The sequence below is a fragment of the Amorphus orientalis genome (assembly GCF_030814015.1).
Taxonomy (GTDB): domain Bacteria; phylum Pseudomonadota; class Alphaproteobacteria; order Rhizobiales; family Amorphaceae; genus Amorphus; species Amorphus orientalis.
Genome location: NZ_JAUSUL010000001.1, coordinates 1,396,256 through 1,413,854 on the forward strand (window position 1 = coordinate 1,396,256; position 17,599 = coordinate 1,413,854).

General features: G+C 66.2%; 14 protein-coding genes. 11 read left to right on the forward strand and 3 right to left on the reverse strand.

Annotation, left to right across the window (positions count from 1 at the left end):
• Positions 1-45 precede the first annotated feature (45 nt).
• Entirely contained in the window at positions 46-2,370 is a 2,325-nt protein-coding gene (locus J2S73_RS06235; RefSeq protein WP_306884585.1) for a lytic transglycosylase domain-containing protein, read from the reverse strand.
• 262 nt (positions 2,371-2,632) lie between these two features.
• Here J2S73_RS06235 and dapA point away from each other — a divergent pair, with 262 nt between their 5' ends.
• Entirely contained in the window at positions 2,633-3,508 is an 876-nt protein-coding gene (dapA, locus tag J2S73_RS06240; protein WP_306884586.1) for a 4-hydroxy-tetrahydrodipicolinate synthase, read from the forward strand.
• Positions 3,509-3,580: 72 nt separating this feature from the next.
• Positions 3,581-4,063 carry an SsrA-binding protein SmpB gene (gene smpB / locus J2S73_RS06245; protein ID WP_306884587.1) on the forward strand — a complete coding sequence of 161 codons (483 nt, stop codon included), beginning with the start codon at positions 3,581-3,583 and terminating at the stop codon, positions 4,061-4,063.
• Here smpB and J2S73_RS06250 read toward each other — a convergent pair whose 3' ends face one another.
• Positions 4,064-5,020 carry a carbohydrate kinase family protein gene (locus tag J2S73_RS06250; protein ID WP_306884588.1) on the reverse strand — a complete coding sequence of 319 codons (957 nt, stop codon included), beginning with the start codon at positions 5,018-5,020 and terminating at the stop codon, positions 4,064-4,066.
• A gap of 81 nt (positions 5,021-5,101) precedes the next feature.
• Between J2S73_RS06250 and paaX the strand changes: the two genes are divergently transcribed.
• The 9 genes from paaX (at position 5,102) to J2S73_RS06295 (ending at position 13,280) form a co-directional block, all read left to right on the forward strand.
• Positions 5,102-6,037, forward strand: a complete 936-nt coding sequence (gene paaX, locus J2S73_RS06255) for a phenylacetic acid degradation operon negative regulatory protein PaaX (protein ID WP_306884589.1) — start codon at positions 5,102-5,104, stop codon at positions 6,035-6,037.
• A gap of 153 nt (positions 6,038-6,190) precedes the next feature.
• Positions 6,191-7,192, forward strand: coding sequence for a 1,2-phenylacetyl-CoA epoxidase subunit PaaA (paaA, locus tag J2S73_RS06260; protein WP_306884590.1), 1,002 nt, complete (start codon positions 6,191-6,193; stop codon positions 7,190-7,192).
• A gap of 82 nt (positions 7,193-7,274) precedes the next feature.
• A complete protein-coding gene (gene paaB / locus J2S73_RS06265) occupies positions 7,275-7,562 on the forward strand; it encodes a 1,2-phenylacetyl-CoA epoxidase subunit PaaB (protein ID WP_306884591.1) in 288 nt (95 codons plus the stop codon).
• A gap of 50 nt (positions 7,563-7,612) precedes the next feature.
• Positions 7,613-8,386 carry a 1,2-phenylacetyl-CoA epoxidase subunit PaaC gene (paaC, locus tag J2S73_RS06270; RefSeq protein WP_306884592.1) on the forward strand — a complete coding sequence of 258 codons (774 nt, stop codon included), beginning with the start codon at positions 7,613-7,615 and terminating at the stop codon, positions 8,384-8,386.
• Positions 8,387-8,396: 10 nt separating this feature from the next.
• Positions 8,397-8,912 carry a 1,2-phenylacetyl-CoA epoxidase subunit PaaD gene (paaD, locus tag J2S73_RS06275; RefSeq protein WP_306884593.1) on the forward strand — a complete coding sequence of 172 codons (516 nt, stop codon included), beginning with the start codon at positions 8,397-8,399 and terminating at the stop codon, positions 8,910-8,912.
• A gap of 115 nt (positions 8,913-9,027) precedes the next feature.
• On the forward strand, positions 9,028-10,110 hold the full coding sequence (gene paaE / locus J2S73_RS06280; RefSeq protein ID WP_306884594.1) for a 1,2-phenylacetyl-CoA epoxidase subunit PaaE: 1,083 nt from the start codon (positions 9,028-9,030) through the stop codon (positions 10,108-10,110).
• Positions 10,111-10,199: 89 nt separating this feature from the next.
• Positions 10,200-11,207: a Gfo/Idh/MocA family protein gene (locus J2S73_RS06285; protein ID WP_306884595.1), complete on the forward strand. Its 1,008-nt coding sequence runs from the start codon at positions 10,200-10,202 to the stop codon at positions 11,205-11,207.
• Positions 11,208-11,253: 46 nt separating this feature from the next.
• Entirely contained in the window at positions 11,254-12,417 is a 1,164-nt protein-coding gene (locus tag J2S73_RS06290) for a DegT/DnrJ/EryC1/StrS family aminotransferase (protein WP_306884596.1), read from the forward strand.
• A 149-nt stretch (positions 12,418-12,566) separates the two neighbouring features.
• Positions 12,567-13,280 (forward strand): glutathione S-transferase N-terminal domain-containing protein, encoded by a 714-nt coding sequence (locus J2S73_RS06295; protein WP_306884597.1) that lies wholly within the window; start codon positions 12,567-12,569, stop codon positions 13,278-13,280.
• Between the two features lie 190 nt (positions 13,281-13,470).
• Here J2S73_RS06295 and J2S73_RS06300 read toward each other — a convergent pair whose 3' ends face one another.
• Positions 13,471-17,196 carry a PAS domain S-box protein gene (locus J2S73_RS06300; protein ID WP_306884598.1) on the reverse strand — a complete coding sequence of 1,242 codons (3,726 nt, stop codon included), beginning with the start codon at positions 17,194-17,196 and terminating at the stop codon, positions 13,471-13,473.
• Between the last annotated feature and the right edge of the window lie 403 nt (positions 17,197-17,599).

Consider the following 17,599-nt stretch of genomic DNA (forward strand, 5'->3'; position numbering starts at 1 on the left):
CTCCGCGGCCGTGGCTGGCCCGGAAGCGGCGCGATGCCGGGCTTCTCAGCCCGGCGTGCCCCGCTTGAGGTCTTCCTCGATGGACAGGCGGCCGGTGCCGAGCCGCTCGCGGTAGACCTGAGTGTTTTCCATCACCCGTTGAACGTAGTTGCGGGTTTCGCCGTACGGGATCGATTCGACCCAGTCGATGGCATCGACGCGCGGATCCCGGGGGTCGCCGAAGCGCTGGATCCACTCATAGGCGCGGCTGCTGCCGGCATTGTAGGCGGCGAAGGTCAGGACATAGGAGCCGTCGAACTTGTCGATCAGTTCCTTCAGATGTGCGGCGCCGAGGGTGGCGTTGTAGGAGGCGTCGCTGGTCAGCCGGGAGGGCTGATAGGCGAGCCCCAGACTGCTGGCGGTCGCGCGCGCGGTTCCAGGCATGAGCTGCAGCAGGCCGCGCGCGCCGGCCGGGCTGATGGCGCCCGGATTGAAGGTGCTTTCCTGGCGCGCGATCGCATAGACCACCGCCCGGTCCAGGCCGGCTGGCATCCGGGTGGAGGCCGGGATGCCTTCGGTGGGGAAGGCGAGGCCGTCCACGGCGAGCCCCCGGTTCAGGCCTTCCTTGGAGACCAGAAGGGCGATGTGCGGCATGCCTGCCCGGTTCGCCATTTCCGACAGGAGCGCGATCTGCCCCGCGCTCGGCACGGTCTCGGACAGATGGTCGAAGAGCGGCCAGGTCCGGTGGGCGTGGCCGGCGGCGATCAGCCGGTTGAGGGCGATGACGAGCTCGTTGCGGGTGAAGGCGGCGGTGTCGCCGATCCCGGCACTTGCCGGCCGGCCGACGCCGGCGTTGCGCTGCCCGAGCTTCTCCCGCGCGAGCTGTCCGTAGTAGGTCATGCCGTAGGTGCCGGCCTGACGGTAGAAGGAGCGGGCGCGTCCGGAGTTGCCGGCCGCTTCCGCGGCCCGGCCCTGCCAGTAATAGGCGCGCGACAGGGTGATCGGCGTGGTGCCGATGTCCTCGATATTCTTGAAATGGCGGGCCGCGCGGCCCGGGTCATTCAGAAAGCGCAATGCGTACCAGCCGGCGTGAAACTCGGCCTCGGCCTGGAAATGGGGCGATTCCGCAGCGTGGCCGGCGGCGATCGCGTAGGCGGTGCGCGGGTCGCCCTCCTCCACAAGCCCGCGCGACACGATGCGGCGCTCCACCCACCATTCGTCGGGATCGATCAGCGCTGCCTCGTTGCGCGGCGCTTTCTGCAGCAGGGCCGCGGCCTCGCGGTAGTTTTCCCGGCGGCGGTTGTAGGCGATCTGGGCGAACAAATAGCCGGGCCGGTTGCGCGCGGAGGCGGGGACCTGGGACAGTTTGGAGGCGGCGTTGCCGGCATTGCGCACAACGGCCGCGCGCGCATCGATATAGGCGCGGTCCGCCGACGAGACGTACGGCTTGAGGTCCTCGGCAGCGCTGGCGCGGTCGCTGTAGAGCAGCATCTCGGCGCGCTGCATGTGGTCTTCGGGGCGCAGGAGTCCGGAGAACTCGCTCAGGATCTGACGCTCTTCCGATCCGCTCATCGATTTCGTGTGCCAGGCGCTACGGATGACGCTGGCGGCTCGGTTCCGATCACCGGTGGAAACGAGCGCGCGCGTATAAACGATCGCCCCGGCGGCGGAGACCGGCATGCTGCCCGAGAAGCTCCTGACCACGGTCGCAGCCGGCGGGTTCTCGCGAAGAAGGGCCGCCTCCGCGTTCGCGCGGATTTCTTCCGGGTCCGGCCAGCCGGGCGCGGATGCGGCGAACTCGGTGATCATCGCCGAGGAGACCTTGGGCGAGCCGGAGCGGGCGAGCGCCCAGTCGACGATCTTCCGGTCGAACGGATCCGAAAGACCGTTCCGCAGGACGAAGGTGGTCTCGTAATCGTCCCGGCGCAGGGCATCGAGCGCCTGCTTCAGGTCGCCGGCCCGGCTTCCGTAGTTGGAGAAGGAGGGACCCGAGCCCGTTGTCCCGATGGCAGCACTCGCGGAGGCGGCGGCGCGTGCCGACGCAGCGGGTGCTGCGGGCGTGACCGAGGACGCCGGAGGCGGTGCGGACGGTGTCACCGGAACGCTGGCCACCGCCGCATCGGGCGGCGTTCTCCGGAAGGGGCGCGCGCGGGGTACAGGCGCATCCGCGACGACGATGCTGTCGCCGGCCTGGCGCGTCTGCGGGGCTGCCGCCGGCGATTGCGCAGCGTCGCGCGCAGGATTCGGCGGAGGAACAACAGAGGCTGTGACGACCTGCGACGCGACGGAGGGGACCGCAACGGGGAAAGGCGCCGCCTCGGCCACGCCTGCACCGCCGAATGCGGCGACCACAGCGGCCAGCGGAAAGTGCCAGGAGTGAAAACGCTTCATGCCAAGTCCGTTCGTCTACGCCCCAAGGTGTGTCTCGCGCCGCCCGCCGGAGTGCCAATCGCTTCCGACCGGGAGAGGCCGGATCGATCGAAAGCGGCCCCGATCCCCCTGATATAGGGTTCAGGTGAAGATTGCGTATCCTCGTCTGCACTCGCGCGCTTGTGACCGGACGAGGCCGCGACTATTCTCCCGGCCCGTCCGGCCCCGCGCCGGGCTCCGTCCCCATGTCAAAATCAATCGAGACACCGCGAAGGGTGCCCCCATGTTTCAAGGATCCATCACTGCTCTGATCACACCGGTTCGGGACGGAGCCGTCGACGAGAAAGCGTTCCAGGACGTGGTCGAGTGGCAGATTGCCGAAGGATCCCACGGTCTGGTTCCTGTCGGAACCACGGGCGAATCGCCGACGCTCACCCACGCGGAGCACAAGCGGGTCGTGACCCTGTGCATCGAGGCGTCGGCCGGGCGCGTTCCGATCATCGCCGGGGCCGGCTCCAACAACACGGCCGAGGCGATCGAACTCGCCCGCCATGCGGAAGAGGCGGGCGCCAACGCGCTTCTGGTCGTCACGCCCTATTACAACAAGCCGAACCAGGAAGGCCTCTACCAGCACTTCAAGGCGATCGACGCTGCCGTCGGCATCCCGATCTTCATCTATAATATCCCCGGCCGGTCGGTGATCGACATGAGCCCGGAGACCATGGCGCGCCTGTTCAAGGACTGCCGCAACATCGTCGGCGTGAAGGACGCGACCGCCAACATGGTCAAGGTGAGCCTGCAGCGCGAGCTGGTCGGCAAGGACTTCATCCAGCTGTCGGGCGAGGACGCCACCGCGCTCGGCTTCAACGCGCACGGCGGGCGCGGCTGCATCTCGGTGACGGCGAACGTCGCGCCGAAGCTGTGCTCCGAGTTCCAGTCCGCCTGCCTTGCCGGCGACTACGGCAAGGCGCTGGAGCTGCAGGACCGTCTGATGCCGCTGCACCAGGCGCTCTTCCTTGAACCGAACCCGACCGGGACCAAATACGCCCTCTCGGTCCTCGGCCGCTGCGCCAACGAGTTGAGGCTGCCGCTCGTGCCGGTGGCGAAGCAGACGGAAGAGGCCATCGACGCCGCAATGGCCCACGCCGGCCTGATCTGACATCCGCCGCACAGGCTGCACACGAGACACGGTCGAGGACGCCGGGGCGCCCTCGACAAGGAGTTCATCGCCATGAACAGCCCGAAGAAGGGGCACGACCCGAAGACGCGCCCCGTCGCGGAAAACCGGAAGGCTCGGTTCAACTACGAGATCACCGAGACGCTGGAAGCGGGTATCGAACTGCAGGGAACCGAGGTGAAGTCGCTTCGCCAGGGGCGGAGCAACATCTCCGAGTCCTACGCGGCGGAGTATGGCGGCGAGCTGTTTCTCTACAACGCCTACATCCCGGAATATCTTCAGGCCAACCGGTTCAATCACGAGACAAGGCGGCCGCGGAAGCTGCTCTTGCACAAGCGCGAGATCGCCCGGCTTGCCGGCGCGACCCAGAAGGAGGGCATGACGATCGTGCCGCTCCGCGTCTACTTCAACCAGCGCGGCATCGCCAAGGTGACGATCGGTCTGGCGCGCGGCAAGAAGACCCACGACAAGCGCGAGACCGAGAAGGAACGCAGCTGGAACCGGGAGAAGGCCCGGCTCCTGCGCGAAAAGGGCTGATCAGTCGCCGGGTGCTGCCGCGGTGGGATCGTTGGCCTCAAGATCGGCGCGCCAGGGAAACACGGCACCGGCATGCCGGCAGACGAAGCCCGCGACCTTCTGGGCGTAGGCTATAGCATCGGTCAGATCCGCTTCGCCAAGCGCCCCGAGAGCGGTGCGGTCGAGCGCGTTGCGCTCCCACAGCCGTGCAAACAGCCCGGTCATGAACGCGTCTCCGGCGCCGACCGGGTCCTTGAGTGTGACGGTCTCCGCCGGCAGCCGGATCCAGTGGTCCGCCGTCGCGGCGATGGCGCCACCACCGCCGAGCGTCACGATGCCGAGCGGCACGCCCTGGGTCCGCCACCGTGCGAGGATCGCGTCCGGCTCCATGTCCGGTTCGAGCACGGCGAGATCGGCCGCACTCGCCTTCACGATGGTCGCCGATCCGACAAGCCGGTCCAGCCGCGCCTTGTAGCCGTCGAGATCGCGGATGCTGGGCGGACGGACATTGAAGTCGAGCGAGACGGGGACCGTCTTCGCCGTCTCGTGCACGAACCGCTCGATCGCGGTGCCGCCGGGCTCCAGCGCGAGGATCGCCGACCCGGTATGAAACAGGCGGGCCGACGGGGGGAGGGGGCCGAGCCCGGCCGGATCGAGGGTCGACATGGTCTGGCCGGCGTCGATGATCTGGAAGTGGGGCTCGTCGCCGGACAGATCCACGAAGGCCAGCGTGCTCGGCCGGTCGCCCCGCGTCGTATGGGCGAGGCTGGCGCCGGAGGCTTCCAGTTCGCTCGCGAGCCAGGTGCCGAACGGGTCGGTGGACAGCTCCCAGAAATAGGCCGCCGGAACGCCGAGCCGGCCGAGGCCGAGGGCCACATTATAGAGGGAACCGCCGAGCACGGGCCGGAACAGGGGGCGCCCGTCCGCATCCGGCTCCGGCAGGAAGTCGACCACGGCCTCGCCGCAGGTAACGATCATGATTGCTGCCCGCTGATCCTGTCGTCCACATCCGCCGCCGCCATTGCACGGCCTGCTTCCCCGAGCTTATAGAGCGGAGTGATGTCCGTACACGAGCCCGCCGCAGCCCTTTCCCCGCTGATCGCAGCCTTCCACGCGCGCTCGCCCATCCGCGCGTGGTCCCTGATCGTGACCATCTACGGGGATGCGGTGGTTCCGCGCGGCGGCGAGCTGTGGCTCGGGACGCTGTCGGCGATCCTGGAGCCGATGGGCATCGATGACCGGCTGGTCCGCACGGCCATGTCGCGCCTGGCCAGCGAAGGCTGGCTCGAGCGGACCCGGATCGGGCGCAAGAGCTACTACCGGCTTTCCGAAAACGGCCAGCGCGCCTTCGCCGATGCCACACGCCGGATCTATTTCGCCGCTCCGCAGAGCTGGAAGGGCGACTGGCGGATCGCGGTCCTCACGGCGACCGGCGAGATCCGCGCGGCCCAGCGCGACATGCTTCGCGAGCAGGGCTTCGGCCAGCTGTCGCCGACGGTGTTCCTGGCACCGGCGACCGCCGCCGGCGATCTCTTCTCCGGCAACACTGCGGCCTATTCCGGCATCGTCTGGCTGGACGCTTCGGGAAGCTCGGGCGACGCGCTGCTGCTGGCGGGCGAGGCCTTCAACCTCTCCGCGGTCGCCGATGGCTATCGGCGGTTTCTGGCCCAGTTCTATGAGTTCGAGGCGACGTGTGCCGCCTCCGGCAACCTCAGTGACCTCGACCGGCTCCTGGCCCGCATCCTGCTGATCCACGAATTCCGTCGCCTGGTGTTGCGCGATCCGCTGTTGCCGGATGCGCTGCTCCCGTCCGACTGGCCCGGCCATGCTGCCCGGGCGCTTGCGGCCCGGCTCTACGGATATCTCGTCGAAGGCTCGGAGCGCTGGCTGGATCATCACGCGGAGCGCTCGGACGGCGCTCTGCCTCCTCCTGACGAGACGTTTTCGAAGCGTTTTCATGATCTTATAGCCGACCAGGACGACGCCGCGGAGTAGGCGGCGTGGCGATCCGAGGCCGTGTTGCGGCGCAACATGTTACAGAAATGGCCTTGACGAAGGAACATTTCGTCACATATAAACGTTCCAGACAGCGTTAATGGGTCGGCCGATCGCGGGTACGATCCGACTGGTTTTCAGGGAGGACCGGCCATGTACACGCAGGCTCTGAACAATCTCGAGATCGAGACGGGGACCGACGACGAGCGCGAGGCCCGGTTTCAGCAGCGTGTCGATGACGAAGAGCGCATCGAGCCGAACGACTGGATGCCGGAAGGCTACCGCAAGACGCTGGTCCGACAGATCGCCCAGCACGCCCATTCGGAAATCGTCGGCATGCTGCCGGAAGGCAACTGGATCACCCGCGCGCCGTCGCTGCGCCGCAAGGCGGCCCTTCTGGCCAAGGTCCAGGACGAGGGCGGTCACGGCCTCTATCTCTACGCGGCTGCCGAGACCCTCGGAAAGAGCCGCGAGGAGATGGTCGACGAGCTTCTGTCCGGCAAGGCCAAATATTCCTCGATCTTCAATTACCCGACGCTCACCTGGGCGGACATCGGTGCCATCGGCTGGCTGGTCGATGGCGCGGCGATCATGAACCAGATCCCGCTGTGCCGCTGTTCCTACGGGCCGTATTCCCGCGCGATGATCCGCGTGTGCAAGGAAGAGAGCTTCCATCAGCGGCAGGGCTACGAACTGATGCTGTCGCTCGCCAACGGGACGCCGGAACAGAAGGAAATGGCGCAGGACGCGCTGAACCGCTGGTGGTGGCCGTCGCTGATGATGTTCGGTCCGCCGGACGGCGATTCCGTTCACTCCGGCAAGTCGATGGCCTGGAAGATCAAGCGCTTTTCCAACGACGACCTGCGTCAGAAGTTCATCGACGCGACCGTGCCGCAGGCCCACTATCTCGGGCTTGAGATCCCGGATCCGGACCTCAAGTTCAACGAGGAAACGGGGCACTGGGACATCGGCGAGATCGACTGGACCGAGTTCCAGAACGTCGTCGCCGGCAACGGTCCGTGCAACCGTCAGCGCATCAAGCAGCGCCGGGCGGCCCACGAGAACGGCGCCTGGGTTCGGGAAGCCGCGGTTGCCTTCGCCGAGAAGCGCCGCGCCCGCAAGGCTGCCGCTGCCGAGGCGAAGCAGGCCGCCTGAGCGCGGCTGCGCTCACCGGGTTTCAGCAATGTGATCTTGAGGACCGCTCCGCCCTGCCGGCGGAGCGACGGGAGAACTCATCATGACCGAGAAGAAGATTCCGCTCTGGGAAGTGTTCATCCGCTCCCGCAATGGCATGGCGCATCGCCACGTCGGTTCGGTGCACGCGGCGGATGCAGAAATGGCCCTGCAGGCCGCCCGTGACGTCTACACCCGCCGCAACGAGGGCCTGTCCATCTGGGTGGTGCCGTCCGCGGACATCGTCGCGTCCGATCCCGACGACAAGGGCATGCTGTTCGAGCCGACCGGGTCGAAGGTCTATCGCCATCCGACCTTCTACGAGATCCCCGAGGAAGTCGGGAACATGTAAGGAAGGCCGGCGCTGCGGCATCAAGATCGCAAGCGCCGGGAGGAGACGCCATGACGACGCTTCACCTCGATGACACGCCGCCGCTCGTTCTCTACACGCTGCGGCTGGCCGACAACGCCCTGGTCCTCGGCCATCGCATCTCCGAATGGTGCGGCCACGCGCCGATGCTGGAAGAGGACATCGCGCTGACCAACGTTGCGCTCGACCTGATCGGGCAGGCGCGCGCGCTCTATACCTATGCCGGCGAGGCCGAGGGGGCAGGGCGCGACGAGGATCAGTTCGCCTATCTGCGCGATGCCGAGGGCTTCCGCAACGTGCTCCTCGTCGAGCAGCCGAACGGCGACTTTGCCGTCACCATCCTGCGCCAGTTTCTCTATTCCGCGTTCATGCTGCCCTATTGGCGCAAGCTGATGGCCTCGAAGGACGAGACCCTGGCGGCCATCGCGGCCAAGGCGGAGAAGGAAGTGGCCTATCACGTGCGCCACTCCGCCGAATGGGTGATCCGCCTGGGCGACGGTACGCCGGAGAGCCAGGAACGCCTGAAAGATGCGCTGGCGGATCTGTGGATGTTCACCGGCGAGATGTTCGAGGTCGACGACGCCGACCGGGCCCTTATCGAGCGCGGTATTGCCGTCGATCCGGCCGATATCCGTCCCGAGTGGGAGAAGACCGTCGACGAGATCTTCGCCGAGGCCGGCCTGACGCGGCCGGAAGACGGCTGGATGCAGACCGGCGGGCGCGGCGGACAGCATACCGAGCACCTGGGCCACATGCTCTCCGAGCTGCAGTTCCTGCAGCGCGCCTATCCGGGCGCGACCTGGTAGGGAGGATGCCATGGCGAGCGACACCAACGTCGTTGAGCGGACCGGTATGGAGCGCCGCGCCTGGCAGGCGGCTGCGACCGTCACCGATCCCGAAATCCCGGTGCTGACCATCGCCGACCTCGGCGTCCTGCGGGACGTGCACGTCGACGAGGCATCCGGAGCGGTCACCGCCGACATCACGCCCACCTACAGCGGCTGCCCGGCGATGAACATGATCGCCGTCTCGGTCGACGTCGCGCTCCGCAACGCCGGCTTCAAGGACGTGAAGGTGAACACGGTCCTGTCGCCGGCCTGGACGACCGACTGGCTCACCGAAGAAGGCCGCGAGAAGCTGAAGACATACGGGATTGCGCCGCCCTCCGGACAGACCGGCCGCCACGCGCTGTTCGGTCAGGACGAGGTTCAGTGCCCGCACTGCGGGTCGGAGGAGACCGAGCGGCTCGCCGAATTCGGCTCGACTGCCTGCAAGGCGCTGTGGCGCTGCACGGCCTGCGGCGAGCCTTTCGACTATTTCAAGTGTCATTAGCCTAGGCGGGGCGGTCGGTTCTTTATGTCCGCGGGGCGGGCAGCGGAAGCGGACTGACCAATGCCTTGCCGTCAGACCCGCGGGCGCAGGCTGCGCGGGCAGGGGAGAACAAGAAATGTCGCCGCGTTTTCACACCCTCACTGTCAAGGACGTGCGCCGCGAGACGCCGGATGCGGTCTCCATCGCCTTCGACGTGCCGTCCGATCTTCAGGACGCGTATCACTACGAGCCCGGCCAGTATCTGACGCTGAAGACCGATATCGACGGTTCGGAAGTCCGCCGGTCCTATTCGATCTGCTCCGGCGTTGACGACGGCGAGATCCGCGTGGCGGTGAAGAAGGTGGACGGCGGCGTGTTCTCCACCTTCGCCAACGAGGGGCTGTCCGCCGGCGTCCCGCTGGACGTGATGACGCCGATGGGGCGCTTCGTGGTCCCGGTGGATCCGACGGCGGAGAAGGTCTACGTGGCGCTGGCCGCAGGCTCCGGCATCACCCCGATCATGGCCCAGATCAAGACGATCCTCGCCCGCGAGCCGAAGAGCCGCTTCTTCCTGTTCTACGGCAACCGCACCGCCCAGAGCATCCTGTTCAAGGACGAGATCGAGGACCTCAAGGACCGGTTCCTGCAGCGTCTGTCGGTCGTCCATGTGCTGTCCGGCGAGGCTCAGGACGTTCCGATTCTGTCGGGACGCCTGGAGCCGGACAAGGTGAAGGCCTTCCTCACCCACGTCATGCCGGCCGCGAACGTCGACCATTTCCTCGTCTGCGGTCCGGGGCTGATGATCGAAGGCGCGCGCAAGGTGCTGGAAGAGCTTCAGGTTCCGGAGGAGAAGGTGCACGTGGAGCTGTTCACGCCCGCCGGAAGTGAAATCACCTCCGCTCCGCCGGTCCGCAAGAAGCCTGTCGTGGAAGACGGCGAATCACGCAGTGCCGAGGTGATCCAGGACGGAACCAGCACGAACCTGTCCGTGAAAGACGGTGAAACGATAATTGATGCCGCAATTCGGGCAGGTATCGACCTTCCATATTCCTGCAAAGGCGGCATGTGCTGCACCTGCCGGGCCAAGGTTCTGGAAGGCGAAGTGACCATGGACGTCAACTATTCTCTAGAGCCATGGGAGCTTGAGGCCGGGTTCGTGCTGACCTGCCAGTCCCACCCGACCACCGACAAGGTCGTGCTCGACTACGACGCCATGTAGCGGATCGTGTCCAAAAGGGGGCAAAACCAAGGCGGGCGGGGCGACGCGCCCTCTCCCGTCCGTCCATCGGGTGTGTTAGGCACCGCAGCATGTCCAGCCCCCTACGTGCCGGCGTGATCGGCATCGGCTATTTCGGTCGGTTCCACGCACGCCACTATGCCCTCAATCCTGACGTCACCCTTGCTGCCGTGGTGGATCGCAACCACGACCGCGCGCAGGCGATCGCCGACGAATACGGCTGTGAGGCCTTCACCGATCCAGCCGACCTGATCGGACGGGTCGACCTCGTCTCCGTCGCCGTGCCGACCGCGAACCACCACGCGATGGCGGGCCAGCTCCTGTCCGCCGGCATCCATTGTCTCGTCGAGAAGCCGATCGCAGCGACGCTGGCCGAAGCCGACGAGCTGATCGCCCTTGCCGACGCGCGCAACCTGGTTCTGCAGGTCGGACACATCGAACGCTTTTCCGCCGTCTACCGTGCGCTGACGGAGCGGGTGTCCCGTCCGCTCTTCATCGAAAGCGTCCGCGCGGGTCCCGTGCGCGAGCGGGCAAACGACGTCGATGTCGTGCTGGACCTGATGATCCACGACATCGATATCGTCGCCGGCCTGGCCGGGGCGCCGATCGAGACAATCCAGGCGGTGGGCATGCCGGTGGTGAACGCGACGTCCGACATAGCCAACGCGCGGCTCACCTTCGAGAACGGCGTGGTGGCGACGGTCACGGCCAACCGGATCGCCGAAAAGGTCGAACGCGTCATGCGCGTCTACGAGACCGATCGCTACACGGTTTGCGATTTCGCCGATTCCCGGATCGCCGAGTTCGAACGGACCGGCGACCTGAAGACCGATGGTCTCGCGGCTGTTCGAACCGGAGAGCAGACGATCGAGCGGGAAGACAGCCTGGCCAACGAGATCGCCCATTTCGTGTCCTGCGTGCGCACGGGCGCACAGCCCGCCGTCGGCGGCTTTGCCGGGCGCGAGGCGCTCAGGATCGCCCAGGGTGTGATCGAAAGTGTCAGCGACCACCAGCGCCGGTTCGCCGCCGCTCCGGCCGTCCCGGCCGCGGGGCCGGTGTCGGCGCACGTCGAAGTTTAGGTCCACGATCCGGCCGCCTTTCTCAGGCTGGCCGACAGGAGGATGAATGTTGCGTACCAGTGAAGCTCTCGCCGCTGTGAAGGAAACCCGCTCCGTTCCGCTGTTCGACCTGAAGCGTCAGCAGGCTCGGCTGCGCGCCGACATCGATGCGCGCATGGCGCGGGTTCTCGATCACGGGCAGTTCGTCCTCGGACCGGAGGTGGAGACGCTCGAGAAGGATCTCGCGGCATTTGCCGGGGCGCGCCACTGCATCGCCGTCTCCTCCGGCCGCGACGCGCTGATCATGGCCCTGATGGCCCTCGGCGCCGGCCCGGGCGACGCCGTCTTCGTTCCGGCATTCACCTTCTCCGCGACGGCCGGTGTCGTCTCCTCCGTCGGCGCGGTTCCGGTGTTCGTGGATGTGGACGAGGCCACATACAACATGGTGCCGGCGGCGTTCGAACAGGCGCTGAACGAGACCGTCGCCGGCGGAGCCCTTCGCCCGCTCGCGGTGATGCCGGTCGATCTCTACGGCCTGCCGGCGGACTATCCGGCGATCTCGGAGATCGCCGCCCGGCACGGCGTGAACGTGATCGCCGACGCCGCCCAGAGCTTCGGCGGAACGCTCGGGGAGAAATCGGTCGGCGCGCTGGCGCCGATGTCCTGCACCAGCTTCTATCCGACCAAGCCGCTCGGCGCGTTCGGTGATGGCGGCGCGGTCTTCACGGAAGACGACCAGCTGGCCGAGGCGGTGCGCCAGATCCGGACCCATGGCCGCCAGGGCGACGGCGACGAAGCCGTGCGCCTCGGCATGACGGGCCGTCTCGACACGCTTCAGGCCGCGGTTCTGAACTCCAAGCTGTCGGTCTTCGCCGACGAACTCGCCCGCCGCCGCGAAGTGGCGAAACGCTACGATGCTGCCCTGCAGAGTGTGGTGGAGCTTCCGGCGCGTCCGGCGGGTATGGAATCGGCCTGGGCGCTCTACACGATCCGGGTCCCGAACCGGGACCAGATACGCGAGCGGCTGCAGGCCGATGGCGTCGGCACCGGGCTGTTCTATCGCATCCCGCTGCACCGCCATCCGGCGTTCGCCAAATATCTCACCGGCCGGGAGGATCTGCCGGTGTCCGACCGGCTCGCCGGCGAAGTGCTGAGCCTGCCGATGGGACCGGATCTGACCGACGAGGAGGTCGATTACGTGGTCGACCGCCTGCGCGCGGCCCTTGGCTGAGAGCTGACGTCCGCCTGTGATCTCGCACGCGTGAGGCCGCCTGCGATTGTGCAGCGGCGGCCGCGCGACTAACTCTACCGGAACGTATGGCCGGCCCGGGCGGCACCCGCCGAAGGGCCGGCTCTTTCACGAGCAATCCGGAGAGCAAAATGGCCGCGACGCAGACGACCCCGATCGAGCTCCACTACTGGCCGACGCCGAACGGCTGGAAGGTCACGATCCTTCTGGAAGAGCTTGGTGTTCCCTACAATCTCAACCTGGTGAACATCGGCGCGGGCGACCAGTTCAAGCCGGAGTTCCTGGCCATCTCGCCGAACAACCGGATGCCGGCCATCGTCGATCCGGAAGGCCCGGGGGGCGAGCCGATCTCGGTCTTCGAGTCGGGCGCGATCCTGATGTATCTCGGCCGCAAGTTCGGCAAGTTCTATCCCGTCGAGGACGAGCGCAAGCGCGTCGCCGTCGAGGAATGGCTGATGTGGCAGATGGGCGGGTTCGGTCCGATGCTCGGCCAGAACCACCACTTCTCCAACTACGCGCCGGAGAAGATCCCTTACGCGATCGAGCGCTACCAGAACGAGACGCACCGGCTCTACGGCGTGCTGAACAAGCGTCTGGACGGGCGCGAGTTCGTCGCCGACGAGTATTCGATTGCGGACATGGCGATCGTGGGCTGGGCAAGGTCCTGGAAGAACCAGTCGATCGAGCTCGACGAATTCCCGAACGTGAAGCGCTGGTTCGAGGGCCTCATGGCGCGTCCCGCCGTGGCGAAGGCCGTCGAGGTGGGCAAGGAAGAGCGGGAGAAGCTCAATCTCGCCGCCGACAAGAACGCCCAGTCGGTCCTGTTCGGCCAGCGCGCCCGATAGGGCGGTTCCCGTTCGCAGACGATCGGGACGCTCGTCTGCTGACCGGATCCGGCCCAGTCCGGGCCGCCCGGATGTCTCCATCGAGGCGGCACGGACGCCGGGCGTTCCACGCTGGAGCCGTCCGGAGAAGGGCGGAGCCCGCGTCGCCGCCGTCTCGGCGGGGTGCGGGAATCCGCTTCGCTTCACGCTGTCAGGCGGCCACTATTCTGCGGACGTCGAGTTCGGGGTCGCGGCACAGTTCCGCAAAGGGCTTCGGACCGCCGAGATGGTAGCCCTGGACCCCGTTGATGCCGAGGGTCCTCAGGGTTTCCAGCGTTTCGGCGTTCTCCACCCATTCTGCCACGCTGGAAATTCCGAGCGTCCGTCCAACCCCGATGATCGCCTTGACGATCTGGGTATCGGCCCGGTTCGAAGAGACCTGGCGGACGAAACTGCCGTCGATCTTGAGTTCGTCGACCCGGAAATCCTTGAGGTAGGAGAAGGAACTGAGCCCGACGCCGAAGTCGTCCAGTGAAATCCGGCATCCGAGTTCCTTTGCCGAGCGCACGAAATAGGTGGCCGAGGCAAGGTTCTGAACCACGGCGGTTTCCGTGATCTCGAAGCAGATCCGCTCCGGGGCGACGCCGGATGCCAGGATCCGTGCATGGACGAATGGCCAAAGCTCCGGATCGTCCAGGGAATTCGCGGAGAGGTTCACCGAGACACACAGGCTCGGATCGTCTTGAAAAGCGCTGACCTGGCGTTCGAGGAGCGTCGAGATCACCCACCGGTCGATCGTGTTCATCAGCCCGTAGCGCTCCGCGGCCGGGATGAAGGCGCCAGGGGCGATGAGATCGCCGTTGCGATCGAACATCCGGATCAGCACTTCCACATTCCGGCGGTGCGGCGCCCCCCGTTCGGGCTCGAGCTCGACGATGGCCTGACCGAACAGGGTCAGTCGGTCTTCCTCGATGGCCGATCTCAGATCGGCTGCGATGTTGATTTCCCGCAGGTGGCGACCGGCGTCGCTGCCGTCGTCGGTGTACACGGACACCTGACCCCGGCCGGCCGATTTCGCGGCATAGCAGGCAACATCGGCTTCCTTCATCACGGTCATCGGATCGGCGTCGGATCCCCGGATCTCGGCGATGCCGATGCTCGCGCCGACATCGTAGGTCCGACCTTCCCAGTGGAACGCGAAGGTACGGAATGCGGCGGCCACCCGCTCGGCGGCCTCCTGGGCCTTGTCGATCGGACAACGGCGAAGCAGCAGCGCGAACTCGTCGCCGCCGATCCGGGCAACCAGGTCGGTGGGCCGCAGCGTCACCTTCAGCAGCCTTCCGACCTCGATGAGCAGGGCGTCGCCGGCCACATGGCCCGCGGAATCGTTGACGATCTTGAAGCGGTCGAGATCGAGGAAACACAGCGCATGGCTGTCGGCCGATTTCTTGGCTTCCGCGCACAGCGCTTCCAGGCTCCGTTCCAGCGAGAGCCGGTTCGGAAGTCCCGTCAGAGTGTCGTTGAGGGCCGCGAAGGCCAGCTCCTTGTGAAGGGAGCGGGTCCTTGTGATGTCCTGAAAGACCAGCACCGCGCCAATCAGCTCTCCTGAATTGGCGCGAACCGGCGCCGCCGAATCCTGGACGTGCAGGCGGCTGCCATCGTGGGTGATCAGGATGGCCCCCTCTCGCAGATAGACAGGCTGGAGAAGTTCCAGGCATTCTTCGACCGGGCTCAGGATCGGTTCGTTCGTCTCGTCATCGACGAGCCGGAAGACGCGTGAAATCGGGTGGCCGACTGCCTCGGCGCGTTTCCATCCGGTCAGCTCCTCCGCAACCGGATTGATGTAGGTGATCTTCGCCTGCGCGTCGGTGGTGATCACCGCGTCGCCGATCGAATGCAGGGTGATCTGGAGCCGCTCCTTTTCCTGAAAGAGTTCGTCGATGAGCTTGCGGTGTTCCGTGGTGTCCCAATGGGTTCCGACGATCCTGTCCGGTTTCCCGTCGGCGCCGTGGACCACCTTCGCCAGGACCTTGAGATAGCGAACCTCGCCCGCGTCGCGAACGATCCGGTGCTCGAGCGCGACCTGCTCGCTCGTGGACATGCCGATGCGAAACGCCGCCATCACCATGTCCCGGTCTTCCGGATGGAGACGGCCGCGGAAACTCTCCAGCGAGCCGTCGAAGTCGGTGCGCGGGATGCCGAATATCTCAAGCGTGCGGTCATTGGCCGAAATACGATCGGTGCGCGGATTGATCTCCCAGATGCCGACCTGTCCGGCCTGGACGGCAAGTTCCAGCCGTTCGCGCGCAAGCCGGGCATCGTTCTCCCGCGCCTTGCGGTCCGAAATGTCGACATGGGTCCCGATCAAGCGCACCGGGCGCCCGTTCTCGTCCCATTCGACGACCCGTCCGCGGTCCTCCACCCAGATCCAGCGGCCGCTCCGATGCAGCAGACGGATCTCCACATGGGTTTCGGGCGTTTCGCCGGACAGCATCCGCCGATCCGCTTCCTGGACCGTCTCCCGGTCGTCCGGATGGACCAGATTGAGCCAGTCTTCGGCACGCGCGCCCTCTGATGCGGGCTCATATCCCAGAAGCCGATACCAGTAGGGCGAACGGTAGGCCTCGCCGGTCACCAGGTTGGTGTCCCAGACGGCCTGACCGCTGCCGTCGAGCGCGAATTTCCAGCGCGCTTCGCTTTCCGCCAGGGCGGCTTCCGTTCGTTTGCGTTCGTCGATGTCCTCGATCTGCGAAATGAAGAAGCGGGGTTGGCCGGATTTCTGATCGCGAACCACGCTGACGGCGAGAAGAGCCCAGATCACCCGGCCATCCTTGCGGATGTAGCGCTTCTCGATCCGGAACGTTTCGCGCCGGCCCTGGAGGGCTTCGTTCAGAAGCTCGAGATCGTCATCGAGATGGTCCGGATGGGTGATGTCCTGGAAGGACAGCTCGTACAGTTCGTCGGCCGAATAGCCGAGCATCTCGGGGATCGCGTCGTTGACTTTCAACCAGCTGCCGTCGAGGCCGACGATCGCCATGCCGATGGCGGAGTCTTTCATGGCCTGGGAGAACATTGCCTGGCTCTCGCGAACGGCCTGTTCGGCCAGGGCCATCCGGCTGCGGTGAATGGCGAAGATGCAGGGCGACACCGCAGCCACCGCAAGCGCCACATGCGCGGCGAGGGCGGCATCGATCTCGCCGCCATGGGTCGGAATGAACACTCCGTGAAGCCAGTGAATGATGAGCGCGGTCGAGGAGACCAGCGCCGTCTCGAAAGGGGGGAGGCGGCTTGCCGCGAAGAGCACCGGCAGCAGGATGAGAACGTAGGGGTGAGGGAACGTCTCAACGGAGATGATCGTCACCATGGCGGTGAAAATCAGCAGACCCGTTACCAGATTGAATTTTCGCGGATCATCCATGGTAGCCAGGAACGCGGACCGCTGGAACAGGAGGATCGGCGGCAGCAGACTGAAGCTGCCGATGGCGGTTCCGATCCACCACGTTGCGAACGCATCCCAGTAGCCCAGACCGATGCTCGACGAGAGGATGGCCGCGCCGATCGGAGACGAGACGGCCGGGCCGACCAGAACGGCGGCGAGGATGATCTTGGTGACCGCGCTGACCGTCAGCGGAGGGCTCGGATCGGAAACGATCCGCCGCAGCAGGAAAACCGTGATAGCGATCTCGATGCTGTTTGCGAGACCGAGCCAGAGCGCGGTCGTCGCCGGTGTGCCCAGCACGAGATTGGCCCCGATGATTGCCCCGCCGACCATGATCGCGGTCGCCAGGGTGTCGGCATAGCCTCGCTTGACGATGACCCCGATCGCGACCGCATTGGTCAGCCAGATGATCGCGGTCTGATCGGGCTGCTTGTAGAAATGGATGGCGAGCAGGGCGAGCAGGAAACACACCGCCGCCGTCGCGGCCGCGGCTTTCATGCCGGGGGTCAGACGCCCAAACCAGATCCCAACGTGACCCATCGCAGGATTTCACCTTTCAAGACGCAACGCGCATGTCGTCCATTTGCCGGAGACGGAGTGCGAACATGTTTCCGGAGGTTGCGAGCGACCCTCACCCGGCCGACTTGCTCGAACCTTGCATCTTAAGGTCTTGCTCATATAGGTCCTCTCGCTACAAGCGTTCGTGATCAGCCCATCCCCCCGTCGCGTCACAAAAGGCCGACGTCCGATCAATTGGCCCGATCTGTCGCAGGTGCTCCGATTGTCGGCAGGCGGCAGGCGGCAGGCGGCAGGCGGTCGGCGGAACGATCGCGCAGTCCGCTATTTTCTCCCTGTCGTTGTAACCCAAGGTGGTGGGTCTGCAGTAGTTAGAATCGTTGCA